The organism is Aeoliella fuhlenseeensis, assembly GCF_052161615.1.
GTDB lineage: Bacteria > Planctomycetota > Planctomycetia > Pirellulales > Lacipirellulaceae > Aeoliella.
This window is the reverse complement of record NZ_CP197417.1, coordinates 1,782,998-1,798,894: the sequence shown is the minus strand read 5'-3', so window position 1 is coordinate 1,798,894 and position 15,897 is coordinate 1,782,998. Positions and strand designations below refer to the sequence as shown.

The window sequence follows — 15,897 nt, the reverse complement described above, 5'->3', positions numbered from 1 at the left end:
CGCCTCACCAGCACCACCACGGAGGTTGTCCCGCCATGCTAAAAAACGCCCTAAGCACGTTTTCGGAACTCGCGCTTTGGCTACTTGCTGTCGCCGCCATTGCCATGATCGGTTGCTCGAAACCAGCGGCCTCGGCCAGTGAGTCGCCCGAGCCCGCGGCTACCAAGGAAGCCGACGACACCAAAACCACAAAGCAGAAATCTAACACCATAGAGATGTCGAAAGTGCTCGCCGACGTGAAACTCATTCCCCGCGACGTGCTGTTTGGCAATCCCCAGCGGTCGCAGTCTCGACTCAGCCCCGACGGCAAGTGGCTAAGTTTCTTAGCCCCCGTGAAGCAAGAAGGGGACGAAGAAGGCCAAGGGGTGATGAACGTATGGGTCGCCCCGGCCGACGACCCCGCGAGCGCCAAGCCAGTAACCGACGACAAGCTCCGCGGCATTCGCGGGCATAGCTGGGCCTACAACAGCGAGCAGATTCTTTACACGCAAGACAAAGGTGGCGACGAGAACTGGCACGTCTACGCCACCAACGTCAACGATAAAACCACCATCGACCTGACGCCCATCGATGGCGTTAACGCAAACATCGCCGGTGCCAGTGAGCAGTTCCCTGACGAGGTGCTGGTCGGACTCAACGATCGCAATCCGCAGCTCCACGACATTCATCGTGTGAACCTGAAGACCGGTGAGCGCAAGCTGGTGCAGGAGAACCCCGGCCTCGCTGCGCTGGTGGCCGACGACAACTACAAGATCCGCCTCGGCTTCAATTACACACCGACGGGTGGCCAGGTATGGCTGGAACCCAAAGGGGAGCCCGGCGACAAGGGCTATACCGACTTCGAAGTAATCGAAGAGTTCGGCCCCGAAGACGCGATGACCAGTGGGCCGGCTGGTTTTAACAAGGCTGGCGACGTGCTGTACTACGAGGACAGCCGCGATCGCAACACGGCAGCACTCTTCGAGCGAAATCTCGAGTCGGGCGAGTCCAAGCTGTTGGCGGAAGACGCCAAAGCCGATGTCGGTGGCATTCTCGCGCATCCCACCAAGCACACCATCCAGGCCGTGTCGTTCACCTTCGCCCGTCGCGAGTGGAAAGTGCTTGACGACGCCATCCAGGGCGACATCGATTTCCTTACCAACTTCGCCGACGGCGAGTTCGAAGTCACGGGGCGGACGCTCGACGATCGCTACTGGAGCATTGCGTACATCCTCGACGATGGTCCGGTGAAATACTACATCTACGATCGCCAAGCCGAAGGGGACGCGCGGATGCGTTACCTGTTCAGCAACCGCGACGATCTCGACCAGTACCCGCTGGTGAAGATGCATTCGCCCGTTATCAAGAGCCGCGACGGACTCGACTTGGTGAGCTATCTCACTCTGCCGCCGGGCACCGACGAGGACGGCGATGGCATTCCGAACCGGCCGGTGCCGATGATCCTCGATGTGCATGGCGGTCCTTGGGCCCGTGATGGCTGGGGCTTCAATCCGTACCACCAGTGGCTAGCCAACCGTGGCTACGCCGTACTTGCCGTGAATTACCGTGGCTCGACCGGCTTCGGCAAGGACTTCATCAACAAGGCCAACGGCGAGTGGTCGCGAAAGATGCACGACGACTTGCTCGACGCCGTGAAGTGGGCTGTCGACAACAAGATTGCCGAAGAGGACAAGGTGGCGATCATGGGTGGCAGCTACGGCGGCTACGCCACGCTCGTCGGCCTCGCCTACACGCCCGAGGTGTTCGCCTGCGGTGTCGACATTGTTGGGCCCAGTAGTTTGGTGACGTTGCTCAACAACATTCCGCCCTACTGGGCACCTTTCATGCCCGTGATGAAGATCCGCGTGGGCGACGTCAGCACGCCCGAGGGCCAGGCCGAGCTGCTGAAGATGTCGCCGCTGACGCACGTCGACAAGATCCAGCGTCCGCTGCTGATTGGCCAAGGTGCGAACGACCCCCGCGTGACGCAGCTTGAAGCCGACCAGATCGTCGAGGCGATGAAGGAAAAGAACATCCCCGTCACTTACGTACTCTACCCCGACGAGGGCCACGGTTTCGCCCGTCCCGAGAACAACACCAGCTTCAACGCCGTGACCGAGGCCTTCCTCGCCGGCATCCTGGGAGGTCGTTACGAACCGATCGGCGACGACCTCGAAGGCTCGAGCATCCACGTCCCCACCGGTGCGGGCGACGTGCCCGGGCTGAAAGAGGCATTGTCGGAAGAGCAGATGGCGATGCCGAAGGTGGAGAAGAAGGAGAAGAATGCCGGAGAGGATGCCTAGATTTTCGCCTCCGGAATTCCCTTGCGTTCCCCGCCGTCAGGGACGATACTAAGCACCATGCAAGGCACTTACTGGTATTACTTCTGGTTTACCTTTACCCACCCGGGTTCCGGGGCCGGAGGTTGTGCCTGATTGTCCTTGCAAGCTAGCACGAAGAAACCAAAGCCCTGAGAACCCCATGGTTCTCAGGGCTTTTTTCGTTTCTTGGCTTGTGTCGCTTAGCTGAACTATCGAATCCTGAACCCCGAATCCTTCCTGCTACCCCCCGACCGAACATGATCATCGTAATGAAACGCAACGCAACCGAGGCGGAGATCGAACACATGATTGCCGAAGTGGAAAATGCCGGACTCAAGCCCACGCTGCTCCGCGGTACCGAGCGAACGGTAATCGCCGCGATTGGCGACGAACGCAAGTCGGGCGACTTGCGAAAGCTCGAAAGCGCGCCCGGCGTCGACAACGTGATGCCGGTACTCGCGCCCTACAAGCTCGCCAGCATCGAAACGCAGCCCGAACGATCGGTGATCAAAGCCGGTTCGCTTTCGGTGGGTGGCACGCACATTGGCATGATCGCGGGCCCCTGCTCCGTCGAGAACGAAGAGCAGATCGTCGCGACCGCCCGTGCCGTGAAAGCCGCCGGTGCCACGGCACTTCGAGGTGGTGCGTACAAGCCCCGCACCAGTCCTTACGCGTTCCAAGGCCTGAAGGAAGAGGGCCTCAAGATGCTGGCAACGGCTCGCCAGGAGACCGGCCTCGCGGTGGTTACCGAAGTCGTCTCGCCCGAGGACGTGGAACTCGTGAGCGAGTACGCCGAGGTGCTGCAAATCGGTGCCCGTAACATGCAGAACTACCGCCTGCTGGAAGCGTGTGGCCGGAGCCATCGCGCGGTGCTGCTGAAGCGTGGTCCTAGCGCCACGATTGACGAACTGCTGCTGGCGGCTGAGTACATTCTGGACGGTGGCAATCCCAACGTCATGCTTTGCGAGCGCGGCATTCGCACTTACGAAGCACACACGCGTTTCACGCTGCCGCTGGCAACAGTGCCTTACCTGCAAGCCAAGACTCACCTGCCAGTGGTCATCGATCCGAGCCACGGCACGGGTCACACGGCGCTCGTGCCGGCGATGGCCAAGGCGGCCGTGGCCGCCGGGGCGGATGGCATTATTGTCGAAGTGCATCCGGAGCCCGAGCATGCGATGAGCGATGGTTACCAAACGCTCGATTGCACGGCGTTCGCGAAAATGATGGCCGAGTGCCGCCGGGTGGCCGAAGCCGTTGATCGCACGCTGTAGAATCGGGCACGCGATCACTAGCCGGGCCGCCAAGCGGACCGCGAAGTCGCGGAGGTAATCGTGCCTCCGGCTAGTGCCAACTGCTATTTACTTCGCAGCGGCCTGATGGACTTCGCGATTTCCGTACACGATCACGAACTTCCCCGATGCATCGGGGGAGATGACGTAGTGTTCGAGCGAAGCGGGATCGACGCGGGATTCAATGCGATCACGTAGCTCCGTCTCATCGGCGTTTTGATAGAACTCGACCCACCTAGTGGCGTCCGCGGTGTCGCGGGTGGTGATCTCGATCGTATTGCCATCCACCGGCACCCACGCCAGTCCGAGTGGTGTGAGAGACGCGTCCATCGCGGCGGCAAATCCGAGATTGTCCACCGAGCCAGCCATCGTCGCGAGTGGCCGCAGGTCCTGGTCGGCAAGCTGCTGCCAGTCGGTCAGGATGGTGACTCGCCCCGTTTGCTGCCAGTAGTCGAACACCTCGCCAAGTGGTGTCCAGTCGACGAACGCAAAGGTCATCGGCCGTTTGAGTCGATCACCCAGCGAAGCCAGCCGTGGCTCGACGGCGAGCGCCGCCGCCGGGTACTTGCTCCGAGCAGGAAGTCCGCGGGCTAGACGCAGGCGCTCAAGGAAAATCAGTGTGTCGTAGTGGACCGCGGTTTCTTGGCTCGTGAAGAAGCTGGTGTTCTCGACCCGCATCTTGGCGCGGCGATCGTCCCAACTAGCGGGGGCCACCACCTGGCGAACTAGATCCGCCAGCGCTTGCGTCGCCACGGCGTCGGACGCTAAATCGTCGACGTCGTACTTCACTTCGTTACGCCATTTGTCGGCCCCGGTTTTTACGAGCGCCAGTCCGTCGGGCGTTGGCACTACTTGGAGCCGAACCGTGGCGGCAACCTTCGCCGCCAGCTCGCGTACGGTCGAGTTTTGGCTCTCTACCGAGATACCGCGTGCAACGTCTACTCCCGCCATCTTCAAGGCCTCGGGGTCGACTGTCACGGGGACGCCCGACAGTTGTTCAAGCTCGCGGAACGCCACCACCAGCGGAACGTCTTTCCAAGCCACGGCGGGCAACTTCATTGCAAGTCGCGAGTCGAGCTCACCTTCGGCCAAGGCTTCGGCGTACGATGGCCCGCGGCTCGCCGAACCGGGCTCGAACCGGCGGTCACCGGCGGGCGCGGGGAGGTCCACTGCATCCCGCGGTTCATCGACGATCGGCTCCGTCGCCTCAGCAATTACGGGCTGCGCGGGAGCCGCATCGGCGGCGTCGGGAATGAGCAGCAGGTCGAGGTTCGCCGAGTCGATCGCCAGAGGATCGATCGTGGGGAGTGGCTTCCGCTGAGGGGCTGCAGCTACCTCCGTTTCCTCGGCAGGTTCTTCCTCGGTAGGTACAGGAGGCAACGCGGGTAGTGGTTCGGGAGCAGACGCGGTCACCGGCTCCTCGGTTGCTTCGCCTAATGCTTCTAATGGCGGAAGCTCGGGAGTTTCGATCACCGGCTTGCTGACGGCTACCGACTCACTCGTGGTGTCCGATGGTTTCTGTTCAACCGGAGGCTTCGTTTCGTCGGCAGGCACCGGTGCCACCGAATTGGCGGCCACTTGCGGGGTAACTGGCTCGTCCGAGCCCGACATCCAGGCCGCAACCAGCAGACCGACGGAGAAGCAAGCCGCGCATCCCACGCCACCCCAAATCCAAAGGGACCTGCTCGCTCCGCCGCCAACGGCAGCTGTAATCTCGGCATCGCTCGCAGCGGGGTCAGCAACCGGCTCGTGGAACAGCTCGGCTTCTTGCACCAGGGACGGTGGCTGGAGCAGGTCGTCGACTTCCGTGGCGAAGTCAGCCGGGACCATGGTCGATGCGCTCGCCAAGGACGTGGTGGTCAAGCTTGGCGCGGAAGACTTCGATTCGGCCATCGCTGCCGGCAGCGCGATCAGCACCATGCTGTCGCACTTGGGGCAGGCGTGAATCTGGCCCACCGCCGACGGGTCGCGCACCTTCAGCTTGGCACCACACGTTTCGCAGATGACTGGGAAAGGCTGCATGACAGAGGCGTGCGGGTCAACGGAGTCGTTACAGAGGGGCAGAATAGTGTACGGCGGTATTACGCCGAAAGTGTGCCCGACTATTCCAGCTTACCACATCCAAACAGTGGCGCAGCCCCTACAGGCGAAATAATGGCTACGGCCAGCCGCTCCAGTTGCTTAAAACTGTGACTATTCCGTAAAGATTGCGGGGAGCACGTCCCCCCGCTTCTCGGCCTGCGCCCGGGTGGTGACGAGAATGGCGGGGGCTCCGGTAGCCGGGTTCTTGCCCACCACGTAGACCAGTTTCTGCTTCACATCGGCCGGACCGGTGGCGGTCTTATCGGGGTTGGCGAGCCGGAGGATCGAGACCAAGATGTCGCTCGCCGGTTTGTCCTTCTCGTCGAGGGCGAACGATTGATTCTTCGTAATGCCATCAAGTTGCAAGTCGCCACCCATGAGCATGATGTCGACCCCCGTTTCGTCGGCGAGCAACTGGATGGCTGTTTCCAGCGTATCGCGAGCGAAGGCAATACTCGTCACTTTCGCGAGGCCCTCTTCCAGCGACTTGGGCTCGTTTGAAGCAGTGGCAACCGCGACCATCGAGCCCTGGCCACCTCCGCCCGAAGCTTGTTCGGCGAGCAACAACTCGCCGGCCATCAGCAGGTTGTGACCGGCGGCTTCGGGAAGGTAGACGCGGAGAATCGCCTGATCCCGCTCGAAACCAACGCGCTGGTAACGCATCATCGCCCGTAGCATCGCTGGAAGTCGCGCGACCACTGTCGCGCTGTGGGGTGAAGCGGGTATCGCTGCAATCGCCCGCTCGGCAATCGCGGGCCACTCGGCGATCCGATCGGCGAAGGCCTTGGCGAAAGCTTCGGGCCTCTGATCGATGGTCGCCACCAACCGCAACTCAGCGAAGAAATCGTCGTCGGCATTCAGACTGAGTGCCGCACCCCGCGTACTCTCGGGGATCACCGAAAACAGCGTATTCCGCAGTGGCGCAACGCTCGCCGACCACATGGATCGACCGTCGTGGAACAAAAACGTCGGAGCCACGAGCACTGTCACTTGGCGATTGGCGTCGGTCGTGGCGACCAGCGACTCCATCTCGCGGCGAAGTGGCGGGGCGGCTCCCTCCAGTTCTTTGATTTCAGTGAGCAGTGCCGGACTCGCAATCACCACCCTGCTCTTCTCGTCGCCGAGTGCCTGCCCCTTCGCTGGTGGTGTGGTTCCGGGCATTGGCGTGACGACCATTGCCGCTTCAATCGCCGTGCTGCTCGCCGGTCGAAAACCAATGACTACTTCTGCTACATCGTCGAGTGGTACGTCAATCGTCTGTTGCAGGTAACTCCATCCTTGCTGCCCGCGCGGCCCGAGGGCCGCAATCATCTTCTGCCCTTCGCTTGTCGCCAAGAGTTCGGCTGGGCGCAGGGCTACGAACATCTCGCAACCAGGTGGCAATCCGGAGAGATCAATCGCCGGGCCATTGGTGGGCGATATCCACATGGTCTTGCCATCGTCGTCGATGACGGGCGTGGCTGGAGCTGCTGGTAGGTTGGCCTCCGTTGCGGTTGTACTATCCGTGGTTAATCGGTTGCCAGCGGATTCCGCATTGGGCGAACCCGCCACCGGCGGTGCTTGCGCCACAGGTGGCACGGGTGGTGCCTCGCCCGACTGCGTGAGACTCGCTACGATCAAGACGAGAAACAAGAGGCCGGCCGCCGAGGCCCCCAGGATCACCATCTGCTTCGTTTTCTTCTGCCGTCGCTCGGCACGACGCTCCGCAAGCGAAGAACTGTCGGTGCGGATCTGAAAGTCAGACATGGCGGGCAAGTGTGGAAATCGGCTAAGATGTTCACCTCAGCTTACGCGAAAGTCGCACTTCGGCAAACAGGGTTCGGGCCAAACAGAGTCACCTTGAGGAACATCGAATGAAGGCATCCGAAGCGGTTCAGCGGTATTTCGATGCGGCGGCCGACGAGTTAGATCTCTCAGCCGATATGCGGACACTTCTTTCGACGCCCGAGCGCGAAATTACGGTCCAACTGCCCGTCGAAATGGACGACGGCCGCTTGGTGTCGCTCATCGGTTACCGCGTGCAGCACAATCGCGCCCGCGGACCCATGAAGGGTGGACTGCGTTATCACCACGAAGTCGACCTCGACGAAGTCCGCTCGCTCGCCTCGTTGATGACCTGGAAAACGGCGGTCGTCAACATCCCCTTTGGCGGTGCCAAAGGTGGTGTGACCGTCGACAGCCGGGTGATCAGCTCGCGCGAGAAGGAGCGCATTACCCGTAAGTTCGTCGACGAGATCCACGAACTCATCGGCCCCGACAAAGACATTCCCGCGCCCGACATGGGGACCGACCACGAAGTAATGGCGTGGTTCGTCAACCAGTACAACAAATACGCTGGCTTCAATCCGGCCGTCGTCACTGGTAAGCCTGTCGAGCACTATGGTATCCCGGGGCGCGAAGAAGCCACGGGGCGTGGCGTGGGGATCCAGACCGTCAAGGCGCTGGGCCGACTCGGGCGCAAGGTCCGTGGCGCGACCGTGGCCATCCAAGGGTTTGGAAACGTCGGTTCGCACACTGCGAAGTTCCTGGCCGAGGCCGAGTGCAAAGTGGTGGCGATTAGCGATCTTTCGGGTGGTTACTACAATCCCGAAGGACTCGACGTGATGGAGGCAGTGCGGTACGCCCGCGAGCACCACAACTCGCTCGCAGGCTTTCCCAAGGCGCAGCACATCACCAACCACGATCTATTAGAGCTTGATGTCACGGTGTTGATTCCCGCGGCGCTAGGTGGCGTGATCACCGGCGAGAATGCCCATCGCATCAAGGCCTCGCTGATCATCGAGGCGGCCAACTCGCCCACGCGCCCCGAAGCCGACGACATTCTCGCCGCGCGAGGCATTCACATCCTGCCCGACATTCTAGCGAACGCTGGCGGTGTGACGGTCAGCTACTTCGAGTGGGCTCAGAACCGGCAGTTCTATCAGTGGAACCTCAACCGCGTTCGCGGCGAACTCGACCACATGCTGGCGACGGCGTTCGAGCAAGTATGGGACCTGAGCACCGAGCGAAAAGTCACGCTCCGCACCGCCGCGTTCATGGTCGGCATCCAACGCGTCGCCCGTGCCACGGAACTTGCGGGCGTGGTATGACGCTTCGTTCTAGATAGCCCAATAGCCCCGACCAAGCATGGTCGGGGCTAATAGTAGTTTCGATTCGACCACTACACTTCTGCAGTACGTGCTTCTACAGCGCGTCGATCACCATCTGTCCGATGGCGTCGGTGCCGTAGCCGGAGCGGTCGAGGCTCTTGCCGGCGAACTTCGGGGTGACGGCCTTCACTGCTGCGCCGATCTTTTCGCCACACGCGATCGCTGCTTTGTCGCCCTTGATGCGTCCGGTTTCGCGAAGCAGTAGCCCCAGCGAGTCAATCGTGGCGATCGGGTTGGCAATGTTCTGGCCGGCGATGTCGGGAGCCGAGCCATGTACCGGCTCGAACATGCTCGGCGCAGTACCATCGGGATTCAGGTTGCCACTCGACGCGATACCCATACCGCCGGCGATCGCAGCCCCCAGATCGGTGATGATATCGCCGAACATATTGGGCACCACGATCACGTCGTATACTTCGGGCTTCGCCACCATGTACATGCAGCAGGCGTCGACGTGGTGGTAGTCGGTCTTCACGTCCGGGTAGTCCGCGGCTACCTCCTTGAACGTCCGGAACCAAGTATCCCCCGCGAAGGTCAGCACGTTGGTCTTATGGACCAACGTCAGGTGCTTTCGCTGGCGAGTCCGCGCGAGATCGAACGCGTAGCGAATGCACCGTTCGGCACCAAACCGCGTGGCGACCATTGTCTGGTTGCTGACTTCGTGCGGCGTACCCTTGCGGACGAACCCGCCGATGCCGCAGTAGAGATCTTCGGTGTTCTCGCGAACGCAGACGAAGTCGATGTCGGCCGACGTTTTGTTCTTTAGCGGCGTGTCGATACCCGGATAGAGCGTCACAGGGCGAAGGTTAATGTACTGGTCGAGTTCGAACCGCAGCTTCAGCAGAATGCCTTTCTCGATCACTCCGCCAGCGAGACGCGGATCGTTCGGCTGGCCACCAACGGCGCCTAGGAAGATGGCGTCGTACTTCTTCAGTTCCGCGATATCCGCGTCGTCGAGCACATGGCCGGTCTCGATGTAGTGAGCGGCAGAAAACGGAAATTCCGTTGCCTCGTATTTTGCGCCGCATCCCGGGGCGGCCGCCGCGAGGACGTTCATCGCCGCGCCCACCACTTCGGGACCGATTCCGTCGCCAGCGATGATGGCAAGTTTTAGCGGGGCGGGCATGGCGTAAACTCCTCGACGAATTGCGATGAACTTAGGGTAATCCATCAGTCTACCAAGCCAATCTGGGCGTTGGCAGGCCCGCGTTTTTTCCCGGAGCCAGGGTCATTTCGCCGAGAATGCCGCGTTCACTCTTGGAACTCAGCCCCCGCGAGTAGTAGACTACCGTTGGGTGATGCCGAGGCGGTTTCGCAGGCAACCGCCTGCCGGTGCCCACTGTTCTTTTCTTTTTGATTCCGGGGAGGCTCGCTATGAAGCTCGGTCCATCTTTAATCGGCGCTGTCGTGGGCGCGCTCGTTGGCGTCGCCGCTCAGATCGGACTTGAGAGCTCCCTGGGGCGAGAAACCGTATGGTTCGCCCTTGTGGTTGGGTTGCTGACGGGACTCGGGGCGCGTCTTATGGCGGGCGGCGCGATCGCTAGGGCAAGCTTCCTCCGCGCAGGCCTAGCGGCGCTCGTTGCCCTGGCGGCCATCTTCGGTGCGAGCTACGCCTCCTCCGAGTTGACTCGCAAGAAGAGCGTCGAAGCCTACGAGACCGCTCCACTTCCACCCGCTCGTACCGAAGTCGCGGCTGCCCCGGTTGTCGACGAAGGCGAGGACTCCGAAACAACCGACCCACCCGCCGACGATGACACGGGAACCGAACCCGCGGCGGAGACATCAGCCGAAGGCGAAGAACCTGCCGCATCGGCAACTGAAGAGACCGTCGACTCAACCGAAACGGCAGACGAACCCACACCCACCGTTAACACCGCCCCCCAACTCGACCCCGCCCGCCGGGCCCTTAGTGGCGAACCCCAAAACCTGCCGCGACAACCCCTCAACGTGTGGCAACTCCTGTGTGTAACGGTCGGTGTGCTGACGGCGTACGAATTGTCGCGGGGTGGAAGTCGGCATTCGTGATAACGCAGGAGCGTGCCGTCGCTTGCTATCTCGCTAATCGGGAGTCACCCATCGCCGATGCTCGGCGGGGGCGAGCACTGCCCACGCGCGACCAAGGATCAATTCCGGCAACAATAGACCATTGAATCGGCTATCGTCCGAATCACGCGAGTCGTCACCGAGGACGTAGTATCCGTCGTCGCAATAAACTTCAGCACCTCCGCTGAGATTGCCGTACGGATAGTACTTCAGGCTTGCAAGTTCTTTCGGGCGTTCGAGCACTTGGCCGTTGATCACCACCTGACGATCGGAGTTGAGCGAGACCTTCTCCCCAGGCAGGCCCACAACTCGCTTCATGATGACGACTCCGCCCGGCCCCGGGAAAGTTACCACCTCCCAGCGGCGAGGCGCGCGAAAGTGGTAGCTCACCTTTTCGGTCAGCACTAGGTCGCCCGACGTGTGACTGGTGCCCCATAATGTCGGTGCCATCGACTCTGAAACCACTCGCGAAGTGTGAAAACACGAGTGGTACACGACCAGCGCGAAGCCAATGACGGCAAACGCGTCGCGGGCCACACGAAACAAAACGCGCAGCGTGACGTATTGCCGGCACGACTTAATCGTCTGTTTCGCCAGCCGGGCTTGATTCGTCATCGACCGTTTGCTCGCTGATGGCTTGATTGATTTGCTCCTGCTGCTCCTGCCAGTTAAGGCGCGAAGATCGAGTGGCACCAGCACAGGACCCAGACATGAGAGCGGGGCCCAGGAGCCCTAGTCCCACGCATCCGAAACCAACGCCCGCCAGCAACTGCTTTAAACTGAATGAGGTAGACCCAGTGTTGGTTATGGGTGCCACCGGTCCGTTGGGGTCCGGAAGTTGATTTTTATCAAAGTACTTCCCTCCATCCGAACCCTGTTGGTCGTCGTTTAGATCGTGATCCATGGCAATCTCCATTCGTGGCATCTAGCCGGTTACCAGTTCATGTTGCTGGTGGATAAGTTGCTCGAGTACGCGTCGCGTTTCGCGAAAACAAACTTGATCCAACAGGCATAGCAGCCCATCGGGGCGGCGGACGTCGCCCGTTCGCAAGTAGTTGTTGCATCGACAAGAGGTAGAACACTGAGGCTGCAATTCGCATCCGCTGCAGCCTGAGTGCAGTGGACCATCGGGAGCTTCGATGTTCAGAAAATCCTCGCCATCCATCGCCGTGCCGCCAAGTCGCGCGGTATTGTCCGCTCTGTCCTCGCCGACGAGGCGTTCGCAAGGATACAGATTGCCTGATGGTGCCACCGCAATCTGCCCGCGACCAAAGCCACATCGGCCCGTGCGTCCGGCGATAGATGTATTGAGTAGCGATGCTGCCTTCTCATCGAACCAGCTCACCGAAAAGTGCGTAAGGCTTTCTGCCCATACATCGGCTGCCTCGGCGACGGCAGTGGCGAGCACCGCGGCGTCACTCCGTGACCAACTCGACCATACGTCAAGCGATGGCGTGACGTGTGCCACGCCAATCTGTCGAAGGAACGACAATCCGGCTGCAAAATGCTGCGCGGTGTCGGGTCGGATCACCATCACGGCTCGGACCTCGCGTCCAGCGTCGATCAATCGTTCGATGTTGCGGACTACCAACTCCGATGTGCCCCGCCCTCGTTTGTCTATCCGATGAAGGTCGTGCACCTGGGGCGATCCATCGCAACTGACGTGCAACATGAGCCCAGGGCCCATCATCACCGACCATGCTATCGGATCGCAGATAGTGCCGTTGGTCGTCATCCCCAAACGGAGGTGCGTTCCAGCTGCCTGCGTACGGCTGCGGGCGTAAGCGATCCAGTCCGAGATTGCTGCGGCTTCGAGTAAAGGCTCGCCACCGAAGAAATCGAGCTCAAGGACACCCTCGCAATCGAGCGACGCCACGGCTCGGTCGATGCTTCGCCGCGCGACCTCCGGTGGCATCGCGCGATGGAACTTGTCGCCGGTGTAACAGTACCGGCAACGAAGGTTGCAGGCGTGATTCACCACCAGCGTGAGGTTGAATGCTGGATACACGAAGTCCGCTCCCTAGGCCGTTCGAGCACTCGACGAAAAGTGGGGCTAGGAACACCGAGCGCGCTGGCCTTCCCCGCCAGACGACAATTCGCCGTCGGAGCGGTAATTATTCCACGCTTTTGCTGAGATTTTTGGGAGCAGAGACCAGTAAAGAGACCACTCTCGCGACGCTAGTTCTGGCGACCTTTCCACACCGGATCCTGGTACGACTCATTTTCCTGTGGCCAGCGGGTCAGTGTCACTTTCTGACGGGTGTAGAACTGCATGCCCTCAACACCCTGAATGTGCAGGTCGCCAAAGAACGAGCGGTTCCAGCCGGTGAACGGGAACCACGCCATCGGTGCCGGTACCCCAACGTTGATTCCGATCATGCCGGCGTTGAAGTGCTGCTTGAACTGCCGCGCCGCGTAACCGCTCCGCGTGAAGATCACGGCGCCATTGCCGTAGTCGCAGTCATCGCCCATCGCGAGCGCTTCGTCGAGCGAATCCACTCGCGCCACGGAAAGCACGGGGCCGAAGATTTCTTCCTTCGCCACCCGCATGCCGGGCTTTACTTGATCGATGACGCTCGGGCCCAAGAGAAAACCATCGCCTGCAAAGTCACGGCGGCCATCCAGCGGAACCGTGGCTCCTTCACTCTTGGCGATATCGAGGTATTCCGCCACCCGGCGGCGATGCTCGTCGCGGATCACGGGGCCCATGTCAACTTGCTCGTTGCCATCGCTTGGTCCAACACGGAACTTGCCGGCAAAATCGACGAGGCCACCAACCACCTCGTCCCCTGCCCTGCCCACCGCCACCGCCAAACTCCCCGCCATGCACCGCTGCCCCGCGCAGCCGTACGCACTCGCGGCGAGTTGCTTCACCGTTTGATCCATATCGGCGTCGGGCATGATGATTAGATGATTTTTCGCTCCGCCCGCCGACTGCACTCGCTTGCCGTTGGCGGTTCCTGTTTCGTAAATGTACTTGGCGATCGGTGTGGATCCGACGAACGAGATCGCCGCCACCTTGGGATGCGTGAGCAGCGTATCGACGCACTCCTTGTCGCCATGCACGATGTTGAACACCCCCGGCGGCACACCGGCTTCGAGCAACAACTCGCCAAGTAGCACCGTCGACAGGGGCACCTTTTCCGAGGGCTTCAGCACGAACGTGTTGCCACACGTGATCGCCACGGGGAACATCCACAGCGGCACCATATTTGGAAAGTTGTACGGCGTGATTCCCGCGCACACGCCAACCGGATGCCGCACCACTTCGGCATCGACACCCGTAGCGATGTTCGGAAGCGTGCTCCCCATTATCAGGCTCGGCATGCCGGCGGCGAACTCGACCATCTCGACGCCACGGTTCACCTCGGCTCTGGCCTCGGCAAGCGTCTTGCCATGTTCGCGCGTCACGAGGGCTGCTAGCTCCTCGAAGTGCTGCTCCATCAGCATGCGGTAGCGAAACATCACCCGTGCCCGCTCGACCACAGGCGTCTCGCGCCACGCTGGCAGTGCCTTGGCGGCAGCTTCAATCACCGCGGCCGTCTGCTCGGCAGTCGCGAGCGGCGTCCGGGCGATGAGTTTGCCGGTCGAGGGGTTGAACACGTCGGTGTGCCGCTCGGCGTCCAGCCTTTGCCACTCCCCGCCAGAAAGCTGCGGGACAACGTCGAGGGTAGTGGCGGTGCTCATCGGTTTTTCCTTGGCGCTGGTAGGAAGCAGGTTTCGCATTCGCTAGGATAGCGGTTTGTTCAGCACGCTCCAAGCTGACCAATGCGTTTACCGAAATCCAGGCGACTACGAAGGAATCCGCCATGCCACGCCCTGTCCGCGGCGCACTGATCCAAGCCACGCTTTGCGAACCCACCACGTCGCCGGTCGAAAAGATCAAGAAGGCGATGATCGACAAGCACGTCGCGCTCATCCAGCAGGCGGCGGATCAAGGCGCCCAGGTCGTTTGCCTGCAGGAAATCTTCTACGGGCCTTACTTCTGCGCCGAGCAAGAGTGCAAATGGTACGACACCACCGAGCGAATCCCTGACGGTCCCACCACCAAGCTGATGCAGGAGCTGGCGAAGAAGCACAAGATGGTGATCGTCGCGCCGATGTACGAAGAGGACATTACCGGCGTGTACTACAACACGGCCGCCGTAATCGACGCCGATGGCGAGTACCTCGGCAAGTTCCGCAAGATTCACATCCCGCACTGCAACCCAGGCTTCTGGGAGAAGTTTTACTTCAAACCGGGCAACCTGGGTTACCCCGTGTTCGACACTCGCGTCGGCAAGGTGGGTGTTTACATTTGCTACGATCGCCACTTCCCCGACGGCGCACGGTGCCTGGGGCTCAACGGCGCGGAGATCGTGTTCAACCCGTCGGCCACCGTCGCCGGACTCAGCGAGTACCTTTGGAAGCTTGAGCAGCCCGCCCACGCGGTGGCCAACCAGTACTTCGTCGGCGCGATCAACCGCCCCGGCTGGGAAGACCCATGGCGGATCGGCGAGTTCTACGGCCAAAGCTACTTCTGCGACCCCCGCGGCCAGTTCATCGCCCAGAGCGAGAAACGTACCGAAGACGACATCGTGATCGCCGACATGGACCTCGACATGATCCGCGAAGTGCGGAACACGTGGCAGTTCTTTAGGGATAGAAGGCCGGAGACTTACGGGGCGATTGTGGCTCCGTGAGGAAGGAAGAATTTGTCGCGGATTGGCACGGAGATCCAAGGGCGATGCCTGGCGTGCCGCGTATGGTTACTCGTCAGAGAGAGAGAGTTGCTTACTCTATCTGCGAATGTAACAGTGCGGGTACTTCCCCACATGTAGTAGTTGTTTCCACGTAGGGGCATAAGTCATGTTCAGGATGGTTCGCACCTCGTCGAAGGTTAGCGACTCGCACCATTTATCGATTGTCTCTATCATACTATGCCAATCCGGTAGGTTTGCCCGCTTCTCAGGTGGCAGCCATAACACGAGTAGTGGAACGAGGCCGGTATTGCCAATTCCGCTTGGGTTGTGAGCGTGCCCACCAGCGATC

11 protein-coding genes are annotated in these 15,897 nt (G+C 61.0%); 5 read left to right on the top strand and 6 right to left on the bottom strand.

The window, feature by feature from the left end; all coding sequences use genetic code 11:
- The first annotated feature begins 35 nt into the window (after positions 1 to 35).
- Positions 36 to 2,282: an alpha/beta fold hydrolase gene (locus SH292x_RS06925; protein WP_442484861.1), complete on the top strand. Its 2,247-nt coding sequence runs from the start codon at positions 36 to 38 to the stop codon at positions 2,280 to 2,282.
- Between the two features lie 287 nt (positions 2,283 to 2,569).
- Positions 2,570 to 3,574, top strand: coding sequence for a 3-deoxy-7-phosphoheptulonate synthase (gene aroF / locus SH292x_RS06920; protein ID WP_442484860.1), 1,005 nt, complete (start codon positions 2,570 to 2,572; stop codon positions 3,572 to 3,574).
- 87 nt (positions 3,575 to 3,661) lie between these two features.
- Here the strand turns inward: aroF and SH292x_RS06915 are convergent, their stop codons facing one another.
- Positions 3,662 to 5,614, bottom strand: a complete 1,953-nt coding sequence (locus SH292x_RS06915) for a hypothetical protein (protein WP_442484859.1) — start codon at positions 5,612 to 5,614, stop codon at positions 3,662 to 3,664.
- 171 nt (positions 5,615 to 5,785) lie between these two features.
- Positions 5,786 to 7,420 (bottom strand): hypothetical protein, encoded by a 1,635-nt coding sequence (locus SH292x_RS06910; protein ID WP_442484858.1) that lies wholly within the window; start codon positions 7,418 to 7,420, stop codon positions 5,786 to 5,788.
- Between the two features lie 107 nt (positions 7,421 to 7,527).
- Here SH292x_RS06910 and SH292x_RS06905 point away from each other — a divergent pair, with 107 nt between their 5' ends.
- Entirely contained in the window at positions 7,528 to 8,763 is a 1,236-nt protein-coding gene (locus SH292x_RS06905) for a Glu/Leu/Phe/Val family dehydrogenase (protein ID WP_442484857.1), read from the top strand.
- Positions 8,764 to 8,857: 94 nt separating this feature from the next.
- Here SH292x_RS06905 and SH292x_RS06900 read toward each other — a convergent pair whose 3' ends face one another.
- The gene (locus SH292x_RS06900; protein WP_442484856.1) at positions 8,858 to 9,949 is read right to left on the bottom strand and encodes a 3-isopropylmalate dehydrogenase; all 1,092 of its coding nucleotides are present in this window, start codon (positions 9,947 to 9,949) and stop codon (positions 8,858 to 8,860) included.
- Between the two features lie 248 nt (positions 9,950 to 10,197).
- Between SH292x_RS06900 and SH292x_RS06895 the strand changes: the two genes are divergently transcribed.
- A complete protein-coding gene (locus tag SH292x_RS06895; RefSeq protein ID WP_442484855.1) occupies positions 10,198 to 10,848 on the top strand; it encodes a hypothetical protein in 651 nt (216 codons plus the stop codon).
- Between the two features lie 33 nt (positions 10,849 to 10,881).
- Here the strand turns inward: SH292x_RS06895 and lepB are convergent, their stop codons facing one another.
- The 3 genes from lepB to SH292x_RS06880 all read right to left on the bottom strand — a co-directional run bounded on the left by lepB (position 10,882) and on the right by SH292x_RS06880 (position 14,553).
- Positions 10,882 to 11,481, bottom strand: a complete 600-nt coding sequence (gene lepB / locus SH292x_RS06890) for a signal peptidase I (RefSeq protein ID WP_442484854.1) — start codon at positions 11,479 to 11,481, stop codon at positions 10,882 to 10,884.
- A 310-nt stretch (positions 11,482 to 11,791) separates the two neighbouring features.
- Complete coding sequence (locus SH292x_RS06885; RefSeq protein ID WP_442484853.1) at positions 11,792 to 12,874, bottom strand: radical SAM protein; 1,083 nt, start codon at positions 12,872 to 12,874, stop codon at positions 11,792 to 11,794.
- 170 nt (positions 12,875 to 13,044) lie between these two features.
- Positions 13,045 to 14,553, bottom strand: a complete 1,509-nt coding sequence (locus tag SH292x_RS06880; RefSeq protein WP_442484852.1) for a CoA-acylating methylmalonate-semialdehyde dehydrogenase — start codon at positions 14,551 to 14,553, stop codon at positions 13,045 to 13,047.
- A gap of 122 nt (positions 14,554 to 14,675) precedes the next feature.
- On the opposite strand from SH292x_RS06880, the gene SH292x_RS06875 reads away from it, so the two are divergent.
- Positions 14,676 to 15,548: a nitrilase-related carbon-nitrogen hydrolase gene (locus SH292x_RS06875; RefSeq protein WP_442484851.1), complete on the top strand. Its 873-nt coding sequence runs from the start codon at positions 14,676 to 14,678 to the stop codon at positions 15,546 to 15,548.
- Positions 15,549 to 15,897: the final 349 nt, after the last annotated feature.

What these genes read in the sequence shown, in the direction of transcription:
- SH292x_RS06925 (WP_442484861.1), top strand. Translation starts at nt 36, where the DNA reads ATGCTAAAAAACGCCCTAAGCACGTTTTCGGAACTCGCGCTTTGGCTA.
- aroF (WP_442484860.1), top strand. Translation starts at nt 2,570, where the DNA reads ATGAAACGCAACGCAACCGAGGCGGAGATCGAACACATGATTGCCGAA.
- SH292x_RS06915 (WP_442484859.1), bottom strand. Translation starts at nt 5,614, where the DNA reads ATGCAGCCTTTCCCAGTCATCTGCGAAACGTGTGGTGCCAAGCTGAAG.
- SH292x_RS06910 (WP_442484858.1), bottom strand. Translation starts at nt 7,420, where the DNA reads ATGTCTGACTTTCAGATCCGCACCGACAGTTCTTCGCTTGCGGAGCGT.
- SH292x_RS06905 (WP_442484857.1), top strand. Translation starts at nt 7,528, where the DNA reads ATGAAGGCATCCGAAGCGGTTCAGCGGTATTTCGATGCGGCGGCCGAC.
- SH292x_RS06900 (WP_442484856.1), bottom strand. Translation starts at nt 9,949, where the DNA reads ATGCCCGCCCCGCTAAAACTTGCCATCATCGCTGGCGACGGAATCGGT.
- SH292x_RS06895 (WP_442484855.1), top strand. Translation starts at nt 10,198, where the DNA reads ATGAAGCTCGGTCCATCTTTAATCGGCGCTGTCGTGGGCGCGCTCGTT.
- lepB (WP_442484854.1), bottom strand. Translation starts at nt 11,481, where the DNA reads ATGACGAATCAAGCCCGGCTGGCGAAACAGACGATTAAGTCGTGCCGG.
- SH292x_RS06880 (WP_442484852.1), bottom strand. Translation starts at nt 14,553, where the DNA reads ATGAGCACCGCCACTACCCTCGACGTTGTCCCGCAGCTTTCTGGCGGG.
- SH292x_RS06875 (WP_442484851.1), top strand. Translation starts at nt 14,676, where the DNA reads ATGCCACGCCCTGTCCGCGGCGCACTGATCCAAGCCACGCTTTGCGAA.